The 25,523-nt window shown below is 60.9% G+C and carries 16 protein-coding genes; 7 read left to right on the top strand and 9 right to left on the bottom strand.

Annotated elements, in window-relative coordinates; all coding sequences use genetic code 11:
• Entirely contained in the window at positions 1 to 1,620 is a 1,620-nt protein-coding gene (locus ACTQ1S_RS01365; protein WP_441546881.1) for an ABC transporter ATP-binding protein, read from the bottom strand.
• A 23-nt stretch (positions 1,621 to 1,643) separates the two neighbouring features.
• The gene (locus tag ACTQ1S_RS01360) at positions 1,644 to 2,522 is read right to left on the bottom strand and encodes an energy-coupling factor transporter transmembrane component T family protein (protein ID WP_441546938.1); all 879 of its coding nucleotides are present in this window, start codon (positions 2,520 to 2,522) and stop codon (positions 1,644 to 1,646) included.
• Between the two features lie 205 nt (positions 2,523 to 2,727).
• On the opposite strand from ACTQ1S_RS01360, the gene glmU reads away from it, so the two are divergent.
• From glmU to gltA, 6 genes are all read left to right on the top strand, one after another.
• Positions 2,728 to 4,140 carry a bifunctional UDP-N-acetylglucosamine diphosphorylase/glucosamine-1-phosphate N-acetyltransferase GlmU gene (glmU, locus tag ACTQ1S_RS01355; RefSeq protein ID WP_441546880.1) on the top strand — a complete coding sequence of 471 codons (1,413 nt, stop codon included), beginning with the start codon at positions 2,728 to 2,730 and terminating at the stop codon, positions 4,138 to 4,140.
• 192 nt (positions 4,141 to 4,332) lie between these two features.
• Complete coding sequence (locus tag ACTQ1S_RS01350; protein WP_441015266.1) at positions 4,333 to 5,319, top strand: ribose-phosphate diphosphokinase; 987 nt, start codon at positions 4,333 to 4,335, stop codon at positions 5,317 to 5,319.
• A 746-nt stretch (positions 5,320 to 6,065) separates the two neighbouring features.
• Positions 6,066 to 6,902 (top strand): hypothetical protein, encoded by an 837-nt coding sequence (locus ACTQ1S_RS01345; protein ID WP_441546879.1) that lies wholly within the window; start codon positions 6,066 to 6,068, stop codon positions 6,900 to 6,902.
• Between the two features lie 348 nt (positions 6,903 to 7,250).
• Positions 7,251 to 7,880: an aminoacyl-tRNA hydrolase gene (pth, locus tag ACTQ1S_RS01340; RefSeq protein ID WP_427717993.1), complete on the top strand. Its 630-nt coding sequence runs from the start codon at positions 7,251 to 7,253 to the stop codon at positions 7,878 to 7,880.
• Positions 7,881 to 8,239: 359 nt separating this feature from the next.
• Positions 8,240 to 9,079, top strand: a complete 840-nt coding sequence (locus tag ACTQ1S_RS01335; protein WP_006235793.1) for a sulfide/dihydroorotate dehydrogenase-like FAD/NAD-binding protein — start codon at positions 8,240 to 8,242, stop codon at positions 9,077 to 9,079.
• A complete protein-coding gene (gltA, locus tag ACTQ1S_RS01330) occupies positions 9,070 to 10,479 on the top strand; it encodes an NADPH-dependent glutamate synthase (RefSeq protein WP_427728860.1) in 1,410 nt (469 codons plus the stop codon). The genes ACTQ1S_RS01335 and gltA overlap by 10 nt, the downstream gene beginning before the upstream one ends.
• A 325-nt stretch (positions 10,480 to 10,804) precedes the next feature.
• Here gltA and ACTQ1S_RS01325 read toward each other — a convergent pair whose 3' ends face one another.
• On the bottom strand, positions 10,805 to 17,401 hold the full coding sequence (locus tag ACTQ1S_RS01325) for a leucine-rich repeat protein (RefSeq protein WP_441546878.1): 6,597 nt from the start codon (positions 17,399 to 17,401) through the stop codon (positions 10,805 to 10,807).
• A 337-nt stretch (positions 17,402 to 17,738) separates the two neighbouring features.
• Positions 17,739 to 19,700: an LPXTG cell wall anchor domain-containing protein gene (locus ACTQ1S_RS01320; RefSeq protein ID WP_441546877.1), complete on the bottom strand. Its 1,962-nt coding sequence runs from the start codon at positions 19,698 to 19,700 to the stop codon at positions 17,739 to 17,741.
• 226 nt (positions 19,701 to 19,926) lie between these two features.
• On the opposite strand from ACTQ1S_RS01320, the gene ACTQ1S_RS01315 reads away from it, so the two are divergent.
• Positions 19,927 to 21,330, top strand: coding sequence for a helix-turn-helix transcriptional regulator (locus ACTQ1S_RS01315; RefSeq protein WP_441546876.1), 1,404 nt, complete (start codon positions 19,927 to 19,929; stop codon positions 21,328 to 21,330).
• Positions 21,331 to 21,382: 52 nt separating this feature from the next.
• On the opposite strand, the gene ACTQ1S_RS01310 is transcribed toward ACTQ1S_RS01315, so the two are convergent.
• The 5 genes from ACTQ1S_RS01310 to ACTQ1S_RS01290 form a co-directional block, all read right to left on the bottom strand.
• Positions 21,383 to 22,006, bottom strand: coding sequence for an AAA family ATPase (locus ACTQ1S_RS01310; protein WP_441546875.1), 624 nt, complete (start codon positions 22,004 to 22,006; stop codon positions 21,383 to 21,385).
• A 173-nt stretch (positions 22,007 to 22,179) separates the two neighbouring features.
• On the bottom strand, positions 22,180 to 22,818 hold the full coding sequence (locus tag ACTQ1S_RS01305; protein ID WP_055285379.1) for an amino acid ABC transporter permease: 639 nt from the start codon (positions 22,816 to 22,818) through the stop codon (positions 22,180 to 22,182).
• Positions 22,819 to 22,821: 3 nt separating this feature from the next.
• Positions 22,822 to 23,568, bottom strand: coding sequence for an amino acid ABC transporter permease (locus ACTQ1S_RS01300; RefSeq protein WP_441546874.1), 747 nt, complete (start codon positions 23,566 to 23,568; stop codon positions 22,822 to 22,824).
• Between the two features lie 25 nt (positions 23,569 to 23,593).
• Entirely contained in the window at positions 23,594 to 24,469 is an 876-nt protein-coding gene (locus ACTQ1S_RS01295) for a transporter substrate-binding domain-containing protein (protein ID WP_441546873.1), read from the bottom strand.
• A gap of 8 nt (positions 24,470 to 24,477) precedes the next feature.
• A complete protein-coding gene (locus tag ACTQ1S_RS01290; protein WP_055251548.1) occupies positions 24,478 to 25,209 on the bottom strand; it encodes an amino acid ABC transporter ATP-binding protein in 732 nt (243 codons plus the stop codon).
• Positions 25,210 to 25,523: the final 314 nt, after the last annotated feature.

The raw sequence follows: 25,523 nt of genomic DNA, 5'->3' as shown, positions 1-25,523 counted from the left end.
TCACGCCCTATAAAACACATTGTCGGCAAAAAAGTCGGCGGGCGGCTCCATGCAGGCAATCTCACCGTCGAACATCATGGCAATGTCATCGGCAACCTGCTCGGCAAAACCCAGATCGTGCGTTGCCATGATGACGGTACCGCCAGCCTCCGCATGGTCGCGCAGGGCGCGGGCGATGATGCGACGGCTGGCCAGGTCCAGACCCTTGGTGGGCTCATCGAGCAATAGCAGCTCGGGGCCGATCAACAGCAGCTTTGCCAACGCAAGCAGCTGGCGCTGCCCGCCCGAAAGATCGTACGGATGGCGCCCATCCAAGCCGGACAATCCCAGACTCGTCGCGCGCTCTCGCGCCATAGCCTCGTCATATCCGCAGGTCGAAGCCCATTCCATCAGCTCCTCGCGCACCGTCTCGGCAACCAGCAGCGCCTTGGGATTCTGAGGCAGCAGTGCCGCCGAGGCCGCCCCGCGCTCCATATGCCCACGCTGCAACTTGACCGTCTTGGCCAGCACCGAAAGCATTGTCGACTTACCGCAGCCGTTACCGCCCACAACAGCATGCACCGCGCCTGCCGAAAACGACGCATCGAGCCCGCGCAGCACCCAGCCGGACGCTCGATCGTAGCGAAACCAGCCCCCTGCCAGGGTGGTAGCCGACCCAGCGTGCATTTTTGGGAGTATTCGGCATCCACCGGCGCACGACGGCGCCCCCGAGTCGTCTTGCGACAGGATTTGCGCCTCAAATTCAGCCGATTTGTCCGATTTCGGTCTTTTTTTTGCGCCCGAAGCGCCCACGCGCGGGTCCAAATAGCCCGGCCGGCCACTGGCGCTGCTGAAAACTCCGTTTTTTGCACGCCACGAGCCACCCCACCCTGGCACCTCGCCAGAAAACAGCTCTTCGCGATGCCCCAAGGAGGCGATGTCAGCGACCTCGCATACGCGCCCGCCCTCAATCCGATACGCGCACGTCGCGTATTCAAGCATCGGGCGCGGCTGGTGCGTTGCCACAACAACCGTGCAGCCCAGCTCGCGATTCACGCGAAACAGCGCATGCAGAAAATTTTTCTCGGCAACGGGATCCAGTTGGGACGTGGGCTCGTCGAGCAGCAGCACGCGAGGGCGCAACGCCAGCACGGCTGCCAGCGACAGCAGCTGCTTGCGTCCGCCCGAAAGCGTATCGGTATCGCGGTGGAGCCAATCCTCCACCCCAAAGAAATAACTGGTCTCGGCCACGCGACGACGCATCTCGTCGCGTGACATGCCTAAGTTTTCCAGGCCAAACGCCATCTCGTGCCACACGGTTTCGCACACAATCTGGTTCTCGGGGTCCTGAAACACATAGCCCACGCGCTCCGCGGACGCGCGAACGTCCATGTCGGCAACGCTTTCGCCCAGCATGCGCAGCTCGCCGGAGCATTCGCCCGCCGGCGAAATCTCGGGCTTGAGCAACGAGAGTAATGTCGACTTGCCCGACCCGGTACCACCGACAAGCAACGCAAACGTCCTTTGGGGAACACGCCAATCGAGCCCCTCGAACACCGGCACTTCGGCCCCGGGGTAGGCAAAGCGCAGGCCCCGCACTTCAATCGCCGGTATATCCGAGCCGCACACCGCGTCCGCCATGATGCTCCCGTCCAACCGAGCCATCAGCCAAACCTCTTCTCGTCAATCGCATGCAGCACGCAGGGCAGCGCCATCCAGGTCGCGTATACAACATAGCCAGGCCACGGCGCCGGCACCGAAAGCTGCGGGTAAAACGAATACTGCATCGTCGCGGTCCACGCCACTGCCGCCGTGGCCACGCCAAACAGCGCAAGCCCAACCAGCGCGGCAACGTCGCCGCGCGCCAGCCGATACCGCGCGTACGTCGTGCGACGCGCCGCGGCGCCCCACCCACGGGAGCGCATGGCGTCCGCACGCTCTAGCGAATCTTCCATGCCCCAGCCCATCAACACGCTCGATGCCCGTAGGCGCGAACGCACGGGGTCGGCCGGCGCGCGGCCCGGCACATCAATCGCATCCTGCACCGCCAGCACCGTGCGACCGCGACGCAAAAACTGCGGGATAAGCCGCATACACATCGAGATCATGAGCGCGATCACCGGCGCGGTGTTACCCAAAAGTGCAAGCACCCTGTCGTAGCTAAGCATCGACGCCGCGGCCTCAAACCACAGCACGCTCGCCACAAACAGCCCGCCCATGCACAGGCCGTATACCATACTCTCCAGATACACCGCACGCATGCCAATACGGAACAGTTCCGTCGAGCCCGAAGCGCTAAATAACGGGTTGAGCACCGCGATAATCAAAATCACCGGCAGCTGCCAGCGAAGCGCCCCCAACGTGCGTGCGACGCCGCGCGTCGCAAACCCATACGCCAGCCCGCCCGCAAGCGACAGCGCAAGCAGTACCGGCTGCATCGAGAACATGGTGAGCCCCAGCGTCAGCACCATGTAGAGCGCCGGCACCGCCGGATGCGACATCGAGAATGCCGCGACGGGTTCGTTGCCCGATTCCTCTCGCATGATATCCACGGACACCCCCATCCCCTCGCTCAAGCTCCAACGCCGCAGTGCCGCCGCCATGCACAGCCAGCGCAAACGGCACGCCGGCGGCACCGACATCGGCCGCCATGCGCCAATCGTTACGCGCTCATCATATGCCTGCGGTATCATATTGCGCCGTGTATCGTTTCCAAACACACGTCTCTATAACGTAACAGGAGATCACATGGACGCAACCGCAATTATCCTCGCCGCCGGCGAGGGCACCCGCATGAAGTCGAACCACTGCAAGGTTTCGCACAAGATCCTGGGCAAGCCCATGGTCCAGTGGATCGTCGACGCCACCATCAAGGCCGGCTGCAGCCGCGTCGTGGTCGTCATCGGCAGCCACGCCGACGAGATGCGCGCGCTTATCGACGGCGCCTACGCCAACAGCGCCACCAAGGTCGAGTGCGTCGAACAGACCGAGCGCCTGGGCACCGGCCATGCCGTAAAGGTCGCGCTCGAGGCATGCGGCATCGTGCAAGGCCCCGTCGTCGTGCTCAACGGCGACCTGCCGCTCATCACCGCCGACACCGTCGCCAAGTTCGCGAAGACCGTCGCTACCGGCGAGCTCGCCTGCACCGTCATGACCATGACCCCGCCCGATCCCTTTGGCTACGGCCGCATCAAGCTGGGCGCCGACGGTCAGATCGAGCGCATCATCGAGCAGAAGGACTGCACGCCCGAGCAGGCCGCCACGCTGCTCGAGTGCAACGCTGGCTGCTACGCCTTCGACGGCGCGCAGCTCGCCGCCCACATCAGCGAGATCGGCAACGACAACGCGCAGTCCGAGTACTACCTGCCCGACATGCTCGAGATTCTCAAGGGCCACGGCCAGGCAGTCTCCATCTTCCACTGCGACGACTACCGCGACGGCCTGGGCGTCAACAGCCGCATCCAGCTCGCGCAACTCACCGCTATCGCGCGCGACCGCATCAACGAGCACTGGATGGCCGAGGGCGTTACCTTCATCGACCCCACGCAGGCCTGGATCGGCCCTGACGCCGTCATCGGCCGCGACACCGTCGTGTGGCCGCAGACGCACCTGATCGGCCACGTCACCGTGGGCGAGGAGTGCCAGCTCGGCCCCAACAGCCGCCTCACCGACACCACCGTTGGCAGCGGCTGCACCATCGATGAGACCATCGCCATCGAGGCTGTCATCGAGAACGGCGTCGACTGCGGCCCGCGCGCCTACCTGCGCCCGGGCACCCACATGCTCGATGGCTCCAAGGCCGGCACACACGTGGAGATCAAGAAGTCCACGATCGGCGAGGGCTCCAAGGTACCGCACCTGTCCTACATCGGCGACACCACCATGGGTTCCGGCGTCAACGTGGGCGCGGGCTCCATTACCTGCAACTACGACGGCGTGCACAAGCACAAGACCGTCATCGGCAAGGATGCCTTCATCGGTTCCGATACCATGATGGTCGCGCCCGCCCAGATCGGCGACGGCGCGCTCGTGGCCGCCGGCTCCGTCATCACCGAGCCGGTCCCGGCTGACGCACTCGGCCTGGGCCGCGCCCGTCAGGTAAATATTGAGGGCTGGGCCGCCGATTATCGCCGCCGTCTGCACGAGGACGACGAGGTATAACGTTTTACCAAGCATCTAAGGAGCTGTTCCCATGGGAATGGCTCCTTTTTCTATGCTGACCTGCGCGACCGATGAGTGGTCGGTTCGTGTCCGTTGACGGTAAAGACGTTATCAAGACCCCATAAACCCCGCCACGCGGTTACAATGCAACAAGGCATCTATATGGCATTCGATGTATAAAGGAGAAGGGTAATGCCGATTAATGATCCCGAGAAGTCGGAGAATATGCGCAAGTCCATCCGCGTGTATTCCGGTTCCTCCAACCGTCCCCTCGCTCAGAAGATCGCTGATTACCTTGGGGTCGAGCTTTCGGGCCTTACGCTAAAGCAGTTCGCCAACGGTGAGATTTACGCCCGCTACGACGAGACCGTCCGCGGCGCCGACGTCTTCCTGATTCAGTCCGTGGCCGGCGGCAACGTCAACGACATGCTCATGGAGCTGCTCATCGCCACCGACGCTGCCAAGCGCGCATCCGCCCGCTCCATCACCGCCGTCATCACCCACTACGGCTATGCCCGCCAGGACCGCAAGGCCGGCCCGCGCGAGCCCATCACCGCCCGCCTCGTCGCCAACCTGCTCGAGCGCGCTGGCGTCAACCGCATCATCACCCTCGACCTGCATCAGGGCCAGATTCAGGGTTTCTTCGATATCCCGGTTAACCACCTGTCTGCACTGCCGCTGTTTGGCCAGTACTACAACGACATGCACTTCGACACCGACAACCTGGTTGTCGTCTCCCCCGACGTGGGTCGCGCCAAAGCTGCCAAGAAGCTCTCCGACATGCTCGGCTGCAGCCTCGCCATCGCCCACAAGGGCCGTCCGCGCCACAACGCCGCCGAGGTCATGGGCATCATCGGTGACATCAAGGGCAAGACCTGCATCATCAATGACGACATGATCGACACCGCTGGCACCCTGTGCGCCAACGTCAAGGAGCTCAAGGCCATGGGTGCCGGCGACATCTACGTGTGCGCCACCCACGGCATCTTCTCGGGCCCGGCCATCGAGCGCCTGAACGACGCCCCCATCGTCGAGTGCCTCGTCACCGATGCCATCCCCGTCGAGGTTGGCGGCAAGATCAAGACCATCTCGGTCGCCGAGGAGTTCGCCGAGGCCATCTCTGCCGTTTACCACGAGGAGCCCGTCTCCACGCTCGTCGGCGGCGACTTCGCGCTGTAATCCAGCGCGCATCGCATCATCTTTGGTGTTTTTGAAGGGTCGGAGGCTCGCTTCCGACCCTTTTTTCTGCCCCTCGACAACCCGCCTTGGACAGTTAGTTCAGATTTGTATTAATGTGGCATTCGTTTGGGCCATTTAATGCGTCGAAAGCTCTCTTGCCGGCATAATTCCACTCGATTCCTCCACCTATGGATCTCCTCACCGTGCCATTGGCCCCATTTTGCCCACCGAGTCCTTCAACAACGGCAATACACCCCGGTCGCCTTGTACAAATCTGAACTAACTGTCCAGCATCCATCTCAGTAGATGCCTCCAAGGCCAACCCATCACTCCATTCTCCACTTTTCCAAGGCATTCCGTATGATGTCGTTACCGCCCGCGGCGCGCGACGCCCCTTTGAGCGAAAAGAACGACACGGCTATATCATTTCGCCAACGGCTTAGTACCTTATAGCTATGACAACCGTAATTTCACACCTCTCCGCCCTCCGCGCAATTCGCCGCGCTCGACGGGCGTACTCCGCCCTTCCCTGGGACGCCATCGATGACGAGCAACAGACACAAGCCCTCGTAGGTTGCGTTCCCAACAAGGACGCCATAGACTTTGCGGCCCTTGCAATACTTGACGCCTGGAGCGAAGACGACTCCGAGCGTCTAGACCTCTTTGTTGCGAGCGGCAGCAACAGACGGCCCGACGGACGGCTCCTCCAGCACACCATCACCGCCCCTCTCCCCCAGGGCGCGATCATGCACATCGAAGCCGACATCTACGCAACGTCTCCCGCCATGACGGCCATGCTTTGTTCCAAAAATGAATCGGTTGCCAAAACCTTGATGCTTCTCATGGAACTGCTCGGGACCTACTCACTTCCGCCCGAAGCAACTTACCCCATCGCCTACGACGACACGTGGCCCGAGGCCAACAGCTTCGAAACGATGGACGATCTCGATTGCCAGGGCGATCAACCGACACCCGAAAAGCAAGCCGAAACCCGCTACGAACAGGCGCACTACAAATGCGAGCCCGCCACAACCATCGAAGAGCTCGAGGCAGTCGCACGGTTTGCCAAAAGTAGTTCCTACGCCTCGTTTCGCACAGCTATCAAACTCGCCCGGGCCGGATCCGCATCCCCAGCGGAATCATTGATGTTCGCTGTCCTGGGCGCACCCATGCGCTTTGGCGGATTCGGGTGTTGCAGCCTGCCCATGGGAGGCCTGCTGCTCAACTATCGAATCGATTTCGACACCCTTGCGGTCAACATGTCCTCGGGCATCCCCTACGCCATCTGCGACTTATATTGCCCAGCAGCCGGAGTCGACAACGAATACAACGGAATTGGACATGAGCTTCAAAACGCTCGCATCCACGATGGCAATCGCAACAATGGCCTTAAGGCCATGGGTATCCACGTCCTGGTTATCAATCGTGACCAAATGAAGGACCTTGTTGCACTCGAAGCCTTCGCCCAGACGATGCATCGACTTGCGGGAGTTCGATTCCGCTACCGCATCAAGGGTTATCGCAAGCGTCAGGCCGCCTGGCTCAACACCCTGCGGGCCGGAATCGGCCTCGCGCCGGTCTAAAAGACTTTTACCCAGTGCTACCGAGCATGGCCGGACAGTTAGTTCAGATTTGTATAAACAGACGGCTCATGTCGAGGTGGTTTGCCGCCATCCCGGCGCCAATCACCTCATTTGAAGACTCAAAAGATCTGAAATAGCACAAATTGTGCTCCCCAAAGCGCCGTGACAGTTCCGTGGCCCCGATTTTGGCAGTCAAAGATCTCTTGGTTTATACAAATCTGAACTAACTGTCCATCCCGGCTTCTGACGACTGTCCAAACGCCCTCATGCAGCCTCAATCACCCTCCATTTGACAGCAGCAACGGGGTCGCTCACCATAGCAGGCGACAAATCGATGAAAGGAAGCACATGGCAGCTGCACAGCCGCTTAAGATTCGCATGGTTGCCGGACTTGGCAACCCTGGCGATGAGTATGCCGAGACCCGCCACAACGCAGGCTTTAAGGCGATCGACGAGCTGGCGCGTCAGGCCGGCGTCACGTACTGGAAAAACCAGGCCGGCGCCGAGGTCGCGCTCATCAACATCAACGATCCAGAGGAAGAGGGCGGCAAGCGCCAGATTGTGCTGGTCAAGCCGCAGTCGTACATGAACACCTCGGGCGGCCCCATCTCCAAACTTTGCCGCGAGTACAAAATCAAGGCCGAGGAGTTGCTCGTAATCCACGATGAGCTCGACATTCCCGCCGGCGACGTGCGCGTCAAGGTGGGCGGCGGCCACGCCGGCCACAACGGCCTGCGTTCCATCATCGACAAGATGGGCAGCCGCGACTTTAGCCGCATCCGCACCGGCATCGGCAACCCTCCCGGCAAGATGGCTGTCGCCGACTACGTGCTCAAGCAGCTGCGCGCCCGCGAGGCCGAGGACTTCCAGGACACCTGCGCCCGCGCCGCCGACGCCGCCGGCCTGGCGATTGTGCACGGCGTAATCTATGCCCGCGACCACGTCAACGGCTCCGCCTCTGCCAACGGCAAGCACTAAAACCTACCAAAAAGGGATGTTTATTTTGGCAGGTTTTATATGCGAAAACGCCGCAGCGGCCGCATCGCAATAAACCCTGTGCCGCCATACATACCCAACACCCCAAAAGGGGCCGGCCTCACCGATGTGCAAGGCCGGCCCCTTTTGTCGTTTTATCTGATAAAACCCGCCAAAATAAACCTGCCTCTTTGTGCTAGATCACTTTTCCCGCCTGCCAAAGATACACGTAAGCAACATGTCCATGAGGGTATAATTTACACTGTATGTCTGCACAACGCCTGTGCGCGTACGGTTTTATTCGGGCTGCCGTCCATTTCCGTGGAGGCACGGTTCGGTTGCCCTAACAAGAGAGGGGTTCTATGTATAAGATCCTGGAGAAGACGCAGTTCTCGGAGAAGGTGTTCAAGTTCCGCATCGAGGCGCCTGCAATCGCCAAGCATGCGCACGCTGGACAGTTCCTCATGGTTCGCGCCAACGAGACGGGCGAGCGTGTCCCGTTTACCCTGGCCGGCTGGAACGGTGACGAGGGCTGGGTCGAGTTCATCTTCATGGTGATCGGCAAGACCACCGAGATGCTTTCCACCTACGAGGCCGGCGAGTCGCTGCGCGACGTCGTGGGCCCGCTGGGCGTTCCCACCGAGATGGCCGAAGGCCCCTGCGCCGTCATTGGCGGCGGCGTCGGCCTGGCAATTGCCTTCCCGGTCGCCAAGCACCTGGTCGAGACCGGCCACGAGGTGCACGCCATCATGGGCGCTCGCACCAAGGACCTCCTGCTCATGGAGGACCAGTTCCGCGAGCTCCTCGACGAGGACCACATCCACATCACCACCGACGACGGTTCCTACGGCGAGCAGGGCGTTGTCACCGCTCCGCTGGAGCGCCTGCTGCAGGACAAGGCCGTGAGCCAGGTCTTCTGCGTCGGCCCCGTTCCGATGATGAAGTTCTCGACCCTCACCGCCCAGAAGTACGACACCCCCATCACCGCGTCGCTCAACCCCATCATGGTTGACGGCACCGGTATGTGCGGCTGCTGCCGCGTCGAGGTGGGCGGCGTGACCAAGTTTGCTTGCGTCGACGGCCCCGACTTCGATGCCACCCTGGTCGACTGGGATGACCTTCGTGCCCGCCAGGCCGCTTACCGTTCCGAAGAGGGCGAGTCCCTCAAGGCCTATGAGGAAAAGAGCTGCGCATGCCACTAGTTAACGGTCGTTTCGTTGCCGATATGAAGTCGCCCCGCACCCCCGATAACGAGGAGCCGGCCGCCGAGCGCGCCTGCGACTTCCGCCCCGTCGACAAGGGCTTCACCGAGGAGATGGCGCTGGCCGAGGCCGAGCGCTGCCTCAACTGCAAGAAGCCGTTCTGTGTTGAGGGCTGCCCCGTCAACATCAACATCCCCCGCTTTATCGAGCAGATCCGCGAGAAGGACTTTGGCGGCGCCCTCGATACCATCCGCGAGGACTCCATGCTTCCCGCCATCTGCGGTCGCGTCTGCCCGCAGGAGAACCAGTGCGAGGGCAAGTGCATCCGTGGTAAGAAGTCCGAGCCCGTGGCCATCGGCCAGCTCGAGCGCTTCCTGGGTGACCGCCCCGAGCTCGCCTCCACGCCCAAGATGGCTCCCAAGAACGGCAAGAAGGTCGCCGTCGTCGGCTCCGGCCCGTCCGGCATCACCTGCGCCGGCGAGCTCGCCCGCAACGGCTTTGACGTTACCGTCTTTGAGGCCTTCTTCACCGGCGGCGGCGTGCTGGTCTACGGCATCCCCGAGTTCCGTCTGCCCAAGGCGGTCGTCAAGCGCGAGATTGACGGCCTTGAGGACATGGGCGTCAAGTTTGAGTACAACTCCGTCGTGGGCAACATGGCCACGGCCGATGAGCTGTTCGAGCAGGGCTTCGACGCCATCTACGTGGCGACCGGCGCTGGCCTGCCCAAGTTCCTCAACGTCCCCGGCGAGAACCTGCCCAACGTCTTCTTCGCAAACGAGTACCTCACCCGCGTGAACCTGATGAAGGCCAACAAGTTCCCCGAGTACGACACCCCCACCAAGCACGGCAAGAACGTCGTCGTCTTTGGCGGCGGCAACGTGGCTATGGACGCTGTCCGTACCGCCAAGCGCCTGGGCGCCGAGCACGCCATCATCGCCTACCGTCGTACCGAGGACGAGATGCCCTGCCGCCGCGCTGAGCTGCACCATGCCAAGGCCGAGGGCGTCGAGGTTCTGCCGCTCGTCTCCCCGCTCGAGTTTGTCGCTGGCGAGGACGGCTCCGTGTGCGCCGTCAAGGTCCAGAAGATGGAGCTCGGCGAGCCCGACGAGTCCGGCCGTCGTCGCCCGGTGCCCATCGAGGGCGCCATCGAGGAGATCCCCTGCGACGTCGCGATCTCGGCTATCGGTACCAACGCCAACCCCTTCGCTGCCAAGATCGGCGGCAAGATGGAGCTCAACAAGTGGGGCTACATCGTCGCCGACGAGGAGACCGGCCAGACCACCGATCCCCGCATCTGGGCCGGCGGCGACATCGTCACCGGTGCCGCTACGGTCATTCTGGCGATGGGCGCCGGCAAGAAGGCCGCCGCTTCCATCACCAAGAGCCTGCTGGGCGAGTAATCACCTACAGCACTAGCCACCAAACGGCAAAGTCCCCGTCGGGCACACGCCCGGCGGGGACTTTTTCTATGCCGGCCGCTCGATCACCATAAAGGGAACGGGCACCTTTGCGGTGGTTGAGGGCCTGGCCGGCGAACCGATTCCGACGTTTGTCTCAACCTGTAACAGTTAGAGACCAAATTCCTCGCTACGTGTTACAGATCGAGACGTTAGGTTGGCGGCCGAACAGTTCATCTCAATCTGTAACACTTGGAGTCCAAATATCTGGCTCGGTGTTACAGATTGAGATTTTGTTAAAGCCGAGGATGGGCGCCGCCGCCAAAACCTAGCGCTTGCGGCGCTTGGTCGCGGCGATGCCGGCAGTGGCTACGGTTGCGCCGGCGATGCCTAGGGCGGCGACCGTCATCACGGCGGAGTCACCCGTGCTGGCAAGCTCCGTGCCACCGGACTTCTTGCCGTTCTTGCCCTTACCCTTGGACTTTTCCGTCGTCACCGTGGTCGTCGTCGAAGCCGAGCCGCCCGCAGGGACCCCGGCCCCACCAGAGCCATCCGTACCGCCGCCCTGCCCGCCGCCGTCAGGCGTCGGCTCGGGATCAGGCGCCGCCTCATCGGTCACCGTAATCGTAATGTTCAGACGCTCGGAATACTCGCTGTACGACATGCCAGGGCGCTGTGCCGCAATGCGCACATACATGTTGCTATCGAGCGCAATAGGCTCGGTGTACTTTACGCGGCCTTCGTCACGGCAGGGGCAGGTGTCGTTGGTGGTGTACCAAATCGTCGCGCCATCCTCGGCCGAAAGCTCTAGCTTCGTGCCTTTGGGCACCGTAATGTAGTTCTCCTTGGGCGACCATGCACCAAACGTCGTCGCACCAATCGTCGCCACCGGTCGCGCCGGTCGCACCGCCTCGGCAGACACGCGAACGTCGACCTGCTTGGACAGCGCCGTGCCGTCCACCGCCGCCGTCAACGTCGTCAAACCAGGCAGAGCACCATGCAGCACAAACGTCGCCGCGCCGTCCTCGCCCGTCACGGCCTGGGTGGCATCGACAGAGCAGATAGCCGAGGACTCCAGCCCAACACTAACCTTGGCGCCCGCAAACGGCTTGCCCGCCTTATCGGTCACGTGCGCCACCAGCTCAAAGTCACTGCCATCAAGCATGGTCACGGCCTGCTCCACGTTGAGCTTGAACTTGTCGGCACGAGCGCCCACGACAAGCTCTCCACTTGCCCAGCGCTCCATGGCCGTGCCGGCGTAGTTGCGAGCACCGTCGAGCTCAAGCGCCACCGTCGAGCCCGCCTCACACGCATCGGCATAGCGAATACGCAGCACGCGCGACAGCGGCTTGCCATTGGGATCGTCCTGCTTGTCGAGCCACGTATACGTCACGTCGCCCAAGCCCTGCGCGCACAATGCGGCCAGGGCATCGTCGCTCGCATCCATATACTGCGCAAACTCAACCTCGATGCAATCGGTATAGGCATGGGCCGAAGCCACCTCGGGCGCCGCCGTCGACACCAAGCCAATGTTCACCTCAGTCTGAATCGGCGGTACGCGCAGCCAAGCCGAACGCGCTTCCTCATACCCGCCCTTGGTCACGCGCACCTGATACCAGCCGGTCGGCGTATTCCAGTTGTATGCACCGTCCGCACCCGTTGCAAGCGGATTGTCCTGCTCATACTCCTCGGCATCCCAACGCACTTCATTGGTACCGGCCGCATCGTCGGCGCTCCACAGCTCAACCGTTGCGCCTTCAACCGTATTGGACAGCAGACCCTCGTACACCACGCCCGCAGGGTCGGGTGCTGCCTTGGCAGCCACATTGCGATAACGCGCCTCGAAGATCGACTGCATCTTCTCGTCCGAGATCAAGCCATCCTTGTTGGCCTTGTAGACCTCGGCATCGGTCAGCTCGCCCCAGTTGACCGTAATACGATTCTGACACGCGCGCTCCACCTGCTCGCAGGCAACATCGTAGGCGCATTCGGCATTGGTCAACTTAACCGCGCGCTCCGAGCCCACGCTCGTCGAGGCCGCATCATAGGCGGCGCCCACCACGGTACCCGCCGAGCCAGCCGTTAGCACGCCGGCGATCGTCATAATGGAGCCCACCGCCACATCGGTACTATCGTGGCAGAGCTGGCGATACAGCAGATCCTCAAACGCACGCGCCTTCTCCATGGCGTCACGCAGCGCGTAAATGCACTTCCAGTCGTCCTCGGTCTTCTCGGGCTTGGCAAGCAAGCGCGTATGCTGAAGCTCATAGCCCTCGCGCTCGCCCTTCACCTTCTGCATACGGACGTTCACGTTCTCCCAGTTCTTGCTGGCATCGTTCACGCCGTAAATGCCGGTAAAGACGCCGATACCCTGGGTCGCCGCGGGAAACGCCTGTCCGGCCGCCTTCCACGCATCGGTCTTAAAGACCTGTCCGAACATCTCGCACTCGATCTTATAGCTCTTGAGCGAACGGATCGTGCGGATGAGCTTCATATGGGCGCTCACGTCGCCGTTGCGTTTCCAGGCCATGAGCCATCCGCGCACCTTGGAGTTGTTGAGGCTCTGGACCACATTCCAGTTGTCGTACAGGTTGTCCAGAATATCGCACTGCATGGCGATCGAATTAAACAGAAGCGCCTGGTTCTTGTTGTTATTGGAGTTCTCGATAAATTCCGACTCTATATAGGCCGTCTGCTCGCCATCGGGCGCGGCGACCTTAAAGCCCTTGATGGTATCGTCGTCAGCCGCCTTGTAGCTCAGCGAGCTGCCGAGCGCCTGGCCCAAATCGTTAAACCCGCTCGTCGACTGGCCGTTGTATTCGCTGGCCTTAATGCCCGCACACTTGTTGAGCGCCGCAGCGGTTGCGTCATTCCAGCTTCCGTATTGGTTGAGCCGGCCGATACCCATCGACTGGCCCACCAGATCCTCGGCCTGCTGGGCGATAAACTCCGCTCGCGATGCATGGTCGACGAGCTCCTTGATGGCGGCCGCATCCGCAGGGTTCGCACCCTGGGCCGCCGCGAGTTCCTGATACCAATCCTCGCTGGTGCCGTAAGCATCCTCAAAGATCATCTTGTCCACATTGACGCCATAGCTGTCGCCCTGCTGGGTCAGCAGCGCCGCCGACCCGCCGACCGCGGCCTTGAGCTCAGCCGCAAACTGCGCGGCCTCCTCGTTGCCAGCATCATCGCCCTCGCCGTCGCTGGCGGCAGGGGCGCGACGAGCCTTGCGGGCAGCTCCACCTTGGGCTTCGTCCTCTTTACCGTTCTCGTCCTCCTCGGCAAACGCATCGGCGACCATCTTGTCAATCGCGTCGTTAAAGGCCTCGTCGACATCATTAAACGAGTTATCCATCATATACTCGTGCCACTGCTGAACGGCATTCGAGAACTCCTGCTGGCGCTCCTCGGCCGCGGCGGAATGCTTTTTGGCCGAAGCTTTGGCGTCAAAACTCAGCATGGTCATAAGCTGGGCATTGGAGATGCGGTAGGTCTGCGGCATAAAGATCTGCTCAAAGTTGCCGCAGTTCACATAGGTCGAGTCATTCGCCTTGTTAAACTCGTCGAGCAGCTTAAGGTAGCCCTCGTCCACATACTCCGCCACATAGCGCACACGGGTGCCCTCGCGCGACTTTTGAGTCAGAGGAATCGTCACCGTCTTGCCATCCACGCAGTCCACGTACAGGTCGAGCGTGTCGGCGGCCTCTTCGTTTCCCACCTCGAGCGTGATGTCAAAGGTCCAGTAGGCGTTCTTCTTTTGTGGCAGATGATGGAAGGTCCACAGGCTCTTGCCGGTGTCCTTGCCGTCCTTGACCAAGTTTTGCGTACCGCCACGATACGTCACATCAAAGCTCCAGACCGAAGCGCTCGGAACATAGCGCACGTAGTTGCGAGCCGTCACCTCTGCGGCAGCGGCGGCAACATCGGTCGAGCCCACGCGCGCCTCGAGCGTCACACGCTCGGCGGCAAGCGTATCCTGCGGCAGGTCGTATTCAATCTTGGCACGGCCGAGTTTATTGGTCTTGCCGGTGTACTTTACAGCCGACGAGCCCGTCCCCACGGTGAGCTGCACGCTCTTGCCCGGCGCTGCATAAACGTAGGCCACATTGCCCAGCAGGCTGTGAACGTCGGTGTTGTCGACCTCGATGCGCGATCCGCTAACCTCGAGTGTGGTGCTTCCCAGCGGCAATGTCACCTCGCCCAGCGTAATGAGCGGAGAGACGGCATAGATGCCCGCGGCCTTAGGCTTAAAGCGCACAAACACATCGGCGCCCGCGCTCTTCTTCATATCGAGAACGAGGTTGTCGCCCTCCCAAGTTGTGTCAGCCCACATGGCATCGGAGCTTGCGCCGGCTTCGCGAGCACCTGCGGACACATCCTCGACGGCATCCTTGGCAAGCGGAATCTCAATCTTAGCAGCCTGGCTGTCCTTGAGCTCGTAATGAATGCGCAGCTCGGTCTCCACGCCAGCGACCGCGGACGAATCAGCGATAACCGAGCCTGCCGTCAGCCCGCGCTCGGCACGATAGGTCTCCACGTCAAACGTCGGCACGTCGAGCGTCACGTTGAGCTGCTTGCCGTCCTCGATCTTCACCTGCTTTTGCGCGATATGCTTACCCGCGGTCAGCCCTAGGCGGCTAAACGTGGAATAGCTCGTCGCTTGGATGTCGTAGCTCGTCTTGTTAAAGGCGATGATGGTGTACGAACCGGCCTTAAGGCGCGGCGTCTCGGCCTTCATGATAGGCGTGGTGCCATCGTCTTCGTAACCCATCAAATAGGTGACGCCGTCGGCGACCAGCTTGCCGTCGGACGTACGGAACACCAGCACGCGGTTGGCGCCCTGGTAGTCGCCCTTGGTCGTGACCGTCGCCGTGCCCCAGGGCTTCAAGTCGATATCGACCTTGCCGACCGAAGGCTTCACCGTCGCCGTCGCCCCACCCAGCTTGAGGCTGTCTTTGGGCTCGAGCGTTATCTCCAGATCCTGGTCCGCGTCGGCAATGGCCTGCGACACCACGAGCACTGTGCCCTGGATACGGTAGTCGTTTTCCCTGTCGCCCTTGGCGGGTTTAAGCGTCTTGCCGCCGCTCTTCACCGTCAGATCGATGTTATCGAGACTATCGAGCTCAATGCGTTCGGTCTTATCCTGGCCTGCGACCGGTTCGAGATAGCCCACGTTGAGCTCAATCGCGCGCGAAGCCGGAATCTTGGTAAAGTCCTCCGCCTTAATCTCCCCGATATTCCATGTGCCCGTCATCTGGTCGCCCGGGCGCGCCAGCACCATGTCATAGTAACCGCTGAGCGAAATGCGCAGCGTTGCTGCCGTCTTGGAGAGGACGTCGGCAGCAACGGAGCCGTCGTCGCCAACCGTCAACGGCGTGGACTGTCCCGCCTGCACGAGCACGGCCGCCGCGCCCTGGGGAAGTTTGCCCGTGATCTGGGCGTCCTCGCCCATCCACTCAAAGGTATAGGCGGGACGCGTTGGGTCGGCCGAGTCCATGCGATCGGCGACGGCATCGGCAATCTTCTTGATCATCGAGGGGTTGCCCGCCGAGTCCGTCGCATAGGCATAGATGGTCTGGCCCTCGCTAAAAGGCATCAGGTAATCGACGCCATCGATCGTCACGTTGTTGGTGTACAGGCCCGCCTCTTCGAGCTTGATGTCGGGATTCATGACGCGCAGGGTCACCGCATTGTGGTTGGCGGTCGAGGTGCCGGCGCTGCTGGTATTACGCGTGTTGTCGAACGGCTCCAGATCAATTGTCTGCACGCTCTTGGGCACAACGATTTCCTTACCGGCCAGTGCGGGATCGAGGTAAGTAAACGCGTGCGCTCCGATATATTTGACGCCATCGCCGATCGTCACCGACGACACATGCGAGCACCCGTCAAAGGCATAGCGCTCAATCCGCTCCACCGTGCCCGGCACGTTGATCTGCGTAAAGGTGAGTACCGTTGTGTCCGAGACATGGAACTGCGGCACGCCGCAATTGGCGAAGGCACGATAGTCGATAGTCTTAACCGAAGGCGGCAGCGTTGCCACCACATTGTCGTCAAGTTGCTCGCAGCCCTCAAAGGCCTGCTCGGGAATCGTGGTAAAGGCCGCGTTGTTGGGCCAGGTCACCGTCTGAAGTGTCTTGCTCCCGGTAAACGCATTCCAGCCCAACTCCTCAACCGAATCGGGCAGTGCGATTTCCTTGATGCTGCTGCCGCCCAAGCCGCCAACCGAGCGGACGTGCGAATTCGAAGCGAAGGTAATCGATGTGAGCACAGCGCTTCCCATACCCGTAAGGCTTACGACATGCTTGCCGTCGATGGTCGAGGGGACCTCCAATGTGGTAATGCCCGCGTCGCCATACTCGATAGAAATTTCGTTGGTGAGGCTATCGATCGAGAAGTAGTACTGCGCGGGGGTCTGCTCGCCGGCCACGTAGCCGTCGTCGTGTTCGCCCTTTACGCCCGTGGCGCCCTTCGAGGTTGCCCAGAGTTCAAGTTCCTCGTTCCAGGTTGCCTCGGCACCGGAAGCCTCCTCTTGCTTCTGCTGCTCGGCGAGTTCCTTGCCCTCGACAAGATCGGTGGCGAGCGTACCCGCAGGTGTGCTCTCGGTCTGCCCGGCGCCCGTCAGGCCCGCCGCCGATGCAATCTCGGAGTCCGGGGGCGTAGGGGTGTCACCGTTATCGAGCACTGTGGGGTCGGCAGCGCCGGCATCGGGCGCGGGGTCGGCGGAAGCAGAGTCTGGCGTTTGGGCGTCAGCCGAATCGGCGGGGGCGGCGTCGGCTGCTTGGCCGTTATCCGTCTGCACAAAAGTGCCGTCGGTGGTGAGGGTCTCGGCAAACGCGCCCGCGGGCAACGAACCCGTCACCATGGTGAGGGTCACCGCGGCAACGGTCAGGCGGCGGCAAAGCGCTCGAACAGCGGTCCACCTCATGGTCGTTCCTTTCCTGAAACCAAAAGTCATCCAGCGTAATCGTCGTCCAAAAACAAAGCGAACGGTAGGTTCATATATACGAACCTACCGTTCTACCTGCGCAAACCACCAAAAAGGGGACAGGCACCTTTGTGGTGGTTCTGGACTTGGCCGGCCAGTTTGTCTCAATCTGTAACAGTTAGAGGTCAAATTCCCCGCTTGGTGTTACAGATCAAGACGTTAGATTGACGGCCATTCGGTTCATCTCAATCTGTAACATCTAGAACCGTTTTGGGCAGTTTGGTGTTACAGATTGAGATCTTGCAAAATCCGAGGATGGGCGCTGCCACCAAAAAACCTAGCGCTTGCGGCGCTTGGTCGCGGCGATGCCGGCCGCGGCTACGGTTGCGCCGGCGACGCCCAGGGCAGCGACCGTCATCGCGGTGGTGTCGCCCGTGGTAGCCAGGACAGCATCACCCTTCTTGGTCGGGGTAGTTGTCGCGACCGGCTTGACCTCTGGCTTGGCCTCAGGCTTGACCCCAGGCTGCGGCGCCGGCTTCTCGGGATCGACCGGGGCCGGCGTGGCCTCGGGCGTAAACGTCAGGTTGGTGCTCAGCCATAGCGTGTAGATCCAACCGCTCTCGGGATCAACCACACTCGCTTCGTCCATCTGGTAGCCGCACTCCTGGCCGTTGATCACCAGCTTGGTGTCGGGCGTAAAGTAGAAGCCGCGCGCGGACTTGAGGTAGATACCGTAGCGATAGGTCACGCCGGGCTTAAAGACGTCGATGTGATTCGTGATGTTCTGATCCCAGAACTTCTGAGAGTTCACTTCGCTGCCATCGCTGCCCGTCCAGAACTCGCACTGGAGAATAGAGTCGGAACCCGCCGGAGTACCCGCCGTAAAGACCGGCCTGTCGCCCGCCTTAAAGGTGGTCATGGCACCGCTAATCTCGATAAGGTCGATTGCCCGCCACTCATCAATCGGAGCCTCGCACAGCATATTGTCAGCGTTTGGCGCGAAGACACCGTTGTCGGTCTTGATGTGGGGCACCCAACGGCCGTTGACGTTCATTTCGCAGTCATCGGCCACGGTATTGTCGCCCTTGAGCCTCAGCTCAACGGAGTACATGTAGAACTTGCCCTCTTCGAAGTGGTCAATCTTCTTCATGCCCGGCTTGTACTGCGCGGGATCGGAATACCAGAAGGCGACGGGTACCGACTCCCTGGATTCCATATTGAGCTCCATCTCCTCCCAGCACTCATACGCGATCTCGTACTTGTCGGCATCGGCAGCGGGAATCGTCGCGGTCGCGCGCGGTGCCTCGCCGGGCGCGTAGTCGGTCTTCACGTCGTTGACGTTCAGGTTATGGAGGGCTTCGTTTTCCGATGCATCAAGCGTAATTTCGCTATTGATGGCGTAGCGGAGGTAATAGTCGTCCCTGGTTTCGTTGAGGGTAATCGAGCTGCCCGCGTAGCTGTTGTCACCTTCATAGTCGGTGCCATAGTCAGTTCCGGTATACGTCAGTGCCGCGCCAATATAAAGAACCTCATTGCGCGTGAGTCGATACGAGCCGCCTGCCGCGCCAGCCGTAAAGGTCAGTGTCAGCCTCATGTGATCGCCAACAGGCTCAAAGTGAGCCGTCACATCGGACATAGATGTGTCCTGGACTTCAGCCAGGGTGCCCGAAGCAGCATCGGCCCGGTAGTACTTGGTTTCGACAAGTTCGCGGAGCGGCTCATCCGGCATGCCGCCCTCAACATCGGGAAAATCATAGGTATACGACTGGCCCTTTTCGAGTGTGACATTGCTCGGAAGCACGCAGTCCGTGTAGTGGGGAACCACGGTCGTATTGACCCTAACGCCGCCCTCGCCTGTCACATCGGTCACGCCACAGGGCATGATGGCGTCGCCTGCCGGAGTGGCGGCGTTGTCGCTGGGAGTGTTTTGTTCAGCGGGTGTCGCATCGTTCGCCGTTGCCGCTGATGCGTCCTGCTGAGCCTGCTGAGGTTCTGCCGTGGATTGCGCCACCGGAGCCGCGTCAGTCATCGGCGCAGCCGGGGCCAACGGTACCGGCGCCGGAGCCGCCGTATCCTCCGTAACCGTCGGCGTCACCGGAGCTGCGGCCACCTCGTCCGCCGCAGCGACAGGATCGGCACATTCCGTCGCCAGCGCCACGCTCGGCAGCAGCAGCTGGCCAACCATAAGCGCACACGCACCGACGCTCGCAATCCTCACACCCACACAACGCCAGGTACCGTGAACCAGCGAGCAGGTACGCTCGCGTTGGGTTTGCTTATCAAAGTGGCTTCCGCACATAACGCCCTCCTTGGTCGTAGGGACATACCGCCACAAAGGTGCCCGTCCCCTTTGTGGTGGTCCTGTAGCACCAAGATGTGTCAAATGACTCCGTATACCTAGGTTCGTAGATGCGAACCTAGGCCTCTACCTGCGATTTAATTCAATATGACTTCGCCATCGCCGCACTCGTCCCGGGAACGCTACAATCGAGGACACGATTATTCATCCACCCAAAGGACCGTCCTTGAACCTGAGCAAGCCTAAAATCAACGCGCTTCTGGCACTCGCGCTCTTCACCTTCGCCTTCCTTGCCGCCGAGTTTCGCTTCGACGTCAACGTCGGGCTGCTCGCCGATGCCGAACGCGTTGTAATCGCACAGGGCTTTATTCTGGGTGCGAGCGTGCTCGGCTTTATCGGGTACGCGCCGCTGCTCGGGCTCGCACAGCGCAAAGGCCACTCACTGGCAGCCGCCAACGCCGCTGTTCCCATCGCCATCCTGGGATTGACCCAGGTCCAGTCCCCCACGAGCCCGCTTGCGCTCGAGATTCTGGGATGTCTCGCATTCCTCGGACTCGGCCTACTGGGCGCCGCGGCGCACCACGCATTCTCGATGGCGTTCCAAGATGACCCAAAACTCGCCACCGGCGCCGGAGCGGCCTATGCCGCAGGCATCCTGATACAGTTCGCGATCAACCTGCTCGACTGCGGCGGCATCGCGGAGCTCATCGTTCTTGGCACGGCGACGATCGTCATTTCCGCCCTCAGCGCCGCTCCCCAAGCGACAGACAGGGGCTCCAGTCGCACCATCAATCCCTTAGTCGAGCCCTCACGCGCCCTCGCCAAACAGGCGTGCTGGAGCATCGCGCTCGTCATGATTCTCGCCTGCTTGTTCTCCACCCTCGACAACGTCGTCACGTTCTCAAACGCCCACGGCACCATTGCCGTGCAAACCTGGCCACGCCTCTTTTTGGCAGCGAGCGGTCTGCTTGCCGGCATCATCTTTGACCTTGCCGAGCGTCGCTATATGGGACTCGTCATGCTCGGCGTCACGGTGCTTTCCAGCATTTCGATCTTGGCCGTGGAAGCCGGCGCCGACCCCAACTTGGGCCTCATCGTCTTTTACCTGAGTTCAGGCTTTTTCGTCACGTTCTTCACCGCCACGTTTACACAGCTAGCGCCGCGCATGCACGCGCCCGCCTTATGGGCCGGCATGGGTCGCGCGGCCAACAACGTATGCGCGTTCACTACATCGAGCATCTCGCTTACCCTCGTGACCTCGGGCAACGTTGCCCTCATCATGATCGGTGCACTCGTCTTGCTCGTCGCCGCCTGCGCGGCATTCGTGGCAGCCGGCCTGTTCCGTCTACCCCAAACCGGGCAGGAGCGCGAGCGCGAACAGCTGGCAGAAGAAGCACTCGCCACCCCCACCATCGAGGAGCAGCGTCAGGCCTTCATCACCAACCACGCTCTCACCCCGCGCGAAGTCGACGTGCTCATGGCTGTAACCCAAGACGAACGCCCGCTCAAGCAGGTCGCCGAGGAGCTCGGTATCTCGATGCGCATGGTACAGCGCCACCTGAGCTCTATCTACCAAAAGACCGACACGCAGACGCGCGCCGGTCTCACCAAGGCCTTCCCCTCCGCCTAAAACAAAAGCCATCACAAAGGTGCCTGTCCCCTTTGTGATGGCTTTTGGTCGGCTAGACTTCGAGCTGAGCCACCTTGTAGCGGTAGGCAGCGGCTATGACGTCTTTGCAGCCCTCGCGGCCCAGCTTGGCGCGGTTGACGACGATATCCTTGCCGCTCGTCATCTTCCACTTTCCGGCGCTGTAGCGCTTATAGAACGCCTCGCGTGCCTTCTGCTGCTGCTTGACCAGCTTGGCGCCCTTCTTTTTGTTGAGCCCACGCTTCTTGCGCACGATCTCGACGCGGTCCTCAAAGGGTGCGGTCACCAACACGGCAATGTGATTAGGGTTGTTACGCAGCAGGTAATCGGACAGGCGACCCTCGATAATGCAGCTCTCGGTCTCGCCCAGGTCCAAAATCACCTGACTCATCTTTTGGAACAACTTGTCCGAGTACGAACGCGCATCGTAGCGGTCGGGCAGAAACGCCATGTTCTCCACGGCCAGACGCTCGTCATAGGCGGCCATCTTATCGAGCGACTCACCCGCGCGCATCGACGCACGCACCAGCAGCTCGTTGTCGTACAGCGGAATTCCCAACTCGTTGGCAAGCATGCGACCAATCTCGTGGCCCTCGGCGCCAAAGTCGCGCGCGATGGTAATGACCACAGGATTCTTCTTGTTCTCCAGATCGCTCATCGCGATTCCTTTCTCTATGTGACAAAGGGACAGTCCCTTTGTCACATTCATTTTGCCCCCACCTTCGTCCTGGTTTCCCAAGTGCGGCAGATTGCCCCGAAAGAGGAGCGCCGCGTACTAAATGTACGCAAGCGACGATTGAGGGGCAAGGTGCCGTGCTTGGGGAAGCAGGACTATGCGGCCACAATGCGACGCTGATATGCCCTCACCAGCAGCGAGATACCAAAGTTGAGCACAAAGTACATCGCAAACACCAGGCCGTAGAGCATAAGCACCTGCGACAGGTCGATCGCGTGGGCCATCACGACGTTTGCCGTGTACATGAGCTCGGCCACGTTAATGCCCGAAAGATACGAGCTGTCCTTGATGACGGTCGTGCACTGGCTAAACAGCGCCGGAATGATCGTCTTAAACGTCTGCGGCAGAATGATGTAGCGCATGGTGGCAAAGAAGCCAAAGCCCTGGCTCTGCGCCGCCTCAAACTGGCCGCGCGGAATCGAGTTGAGGCCGCCGCGCACAATCTCGGCCATAACAGCGCTGGTAAACAGCGTAAAGGCGATGGTCGAAATCACAATGTCCAAACCCTGCACCGTAAAGTAGATAAACAGGATCCACAGCAAGTTTGGCGTGCAACGGAACAGCTCGATATAGGCGCTCACCAAAATACGGAACGGACGAGGCGCGTAGCTTTTAACGAGCGCCAGCACCGTGCCAAAGATGAGCGAGAAAAAGATCGACAGCGCCGAGATCTCGATCGTCTTAACAAAGCCGCCCCAAATGTAGAGCAGGTTGGTCGCGTTGAAGATTTCCATGCGCTAGGCCTCCTCTACGTTGTCGAGCCCCAGCTCGGCCAGGCTCACGCCGCGCGGGCGCTCCTTGGAGCGGCGCTCGAGCCACTGCACCAGCATGGCGAGCGGAAAGCAGATGATGAAATACATAAGGCAGCAGACGATGTATCCCTGCAGGTACCCGTACAGACTCACAAAGTTGTCGGAACGGTACATAAGGTCGCCGCCGGCCACAAGCGCCAGCACCGACGTGTTTTTGACCAGGTTGAGTGCCTGGTTGCACAGCGGCGGCAGAATGATCTTGAACGTCTGGGGCAGCACGATGTAGCAGTATGCCTGCGCACGGGTGAAGCCCTGGCTCTGGGCCGCCTCCATCTGGCCACGCGGAACGGCCTCGATACCGGTACGGATGACCTCCGAAATGTAGGCAGCGTGATACAGGCCCACGCCCAAGAAGCCCAGCACAAACGGCGCGATACGCACCGGCTGGTCGGCACCGGTTATGGCCTGCAAAAACTGCGGACCGGCCATGTACATAAAGAGCACCTGCACGGGCAGCGGGGTGTTCTGGTAAAACTCCACGTACACGCGGCTTATGGCGCGCAGAACGCGAGAACGAGTGGTAGAGAACACGCCAAGCAGCGTGCCCAACACCAGCGACAGCAGCAGGCCGGCAACGACCACCTGCATCGTCACGCCAAAGCCCTCCCAGAAGGGCCCCATGTTTTGGAATGTCGTCGACCAGCGGTCGGCGTCAAACAATCCTTCGAGCATTTGATTCCTTCCTTGGACGATGCGCCTATACAAGACCCCAGGTCTTAACCTCTTGGTCGAGCCAGCCGTCGGCCAGGCGATCGCATATCACCTGATCGACCACGGCCGAAAGATCACAGCCCTTCTTGGTCGCCACGCCGTAGCCCTGCTCGCCAAACTTGACCTCGGGTTGCAGCAGCTCGACGGTCTCGTTCATGTAACCGGCCAGCGTGGAGCGGTCCATGGCAAAGACGTCGATATTGCCGGCATCGAGCGAACTCTTAATGATGGGGTAGCCGCTAAAGGCCCTAAACTCGGGCTTGCAGCTAAAGCCGTTGTCCTTGATCATCTGCTCGATCAGGCCCTGCGTGGTTGCACCCTGGCTCACGCCAATGACTTTGCCGTCCAGGTCCTCAATCGAGGTAAAGCCCGAACGCTTCTTGACCATGAGTCCCACGTAGTCGGTGCGGTACGGCGTCGAGAAATCCCAGCTCTTCTTGCGCTCGTCGGTGATGGTGTAGGTCGCCGCGACCACGTCGAGCTGGCCGTTATCGATCAGCGGGCCGCGCGTCTTGGGCGTTACGTCAGTAAACTCGACAAGCTCCTGGGCACGGGCCTCCTTGTAGCTCACGCCAAAGACGGCAGCGGCGATCTGGTAGCACAAATCGACCTCCATGCCCTCAAAGCGGCCCTTGGCGGTGTCGTAATAGCCGTAGCCAGGAACGTCCTTCTTAACGCCGGCGTTCAGATGGCCACGCGACTTAATGGCCGCAAGCTTAGACCCCTTGTCGGAGCCCTCGCCGACGGTGGAGTTGCCGCAACCGGCAAGCGCGGTCCCCGTCAGCGCGAGCATACCGGCGCCCGCCAGCTGCAAAAAGTGGCGGCGCGACACGGCCACCCTCGTCATATCCGTCATGTCCATCACCGCGCCTAGTGCAGAATCTTGGACAGAAACTCGCGGCAGCGCGGGTTCTCGGGGTTATCGAAGAAGTGCTCGGGTGTGCCCTCCTCCAGGATGCGGCCGTCCTCCATAAAGATGACGCGGTCGGCCACCTGGCGCGCAAAGCCCATCTCGTGCGTCACGCAGATCATGGTGATATCCTCCTGCGCGAGCTCAATCATAACGTCCAGGACTTCCTGGACCATCTCGGGGTCGAGCGCCGAGGTCGGCTCGTCAAACAGGATGATGGGCTGCTTGGTGCACAGGGCACGGGCAATGGCGATGCGCTGCTGCTGACCGCCCGAGAGGTTCTGCGGATACTCGCCGGCCTTATGCGCCATGCCGACGCGCTTGAGCGCGGCGATGGCGATCTCGGTCGCCTCCTCCTTACTCTTCTTTTGCAGCTTGATGGGCGCGAGCGTCAGGTTGCCCAGCACCGTCATGTTGGGATATAGGTTGAACTGCTGAAACACCATGGAGCTGTACTTGCGAGCCATCTCCAGATGATTCTTCTTGGTGAGTGGCGTACCGTCGATGATGACCTCGCCCGACGTGGGCTCCTCCAGATAATCGACGCAACGGATGAGCGTGGACTTGCCCGAGCCGGAAGGCCCGATCATTACGAGCTTCTCGCCGCGCTTGACGGTGAGGTTGATATCTTTGAGCACATGCAGGTCGCCAAAGTACTTGTTGAGATGCTTGATCTCGATCATGTCTGCCATGAATATCCCTTCCCTGCGCTTACACGAATTGCTCTATTTTACGGAAAGAACCACGTTTCCGCAGCCCACACTACATTCCCGTAAAGAACCCGCAACCTTTAACCCACTCATTGAGCGCTCATTGCACTCATTGGGGACAGGCTTAAATGAGTACCCAGCCCAGCAAAAAGGGGCGCGACCATGACGGCCGCGCCCCTCAAGACCCGAAAATAATACAACCGCCCTTGTTGAGCATAAGTCAGCGAAAACCCGTACACGCGAGCAAGGTGACGTGAAATGAAAGGGCGCAGACCTCATGGTCGCGCCCTTGAAAT

Origin of the sequence: Collinsella sp. LCP21S3_D3 (assembly GCF_052118305.1) — a bacterium.
Taxonomy (GTDB): Bacteria; Actinomycetota; Coriobacteriia; order Coriobacteriales; family Coriobacteriaceae; genus Collinsella.
Note: the sequence above shows the minus strand (reverse complement) of the source record. Positions and strands in the feature narration are given on the sequence as shown.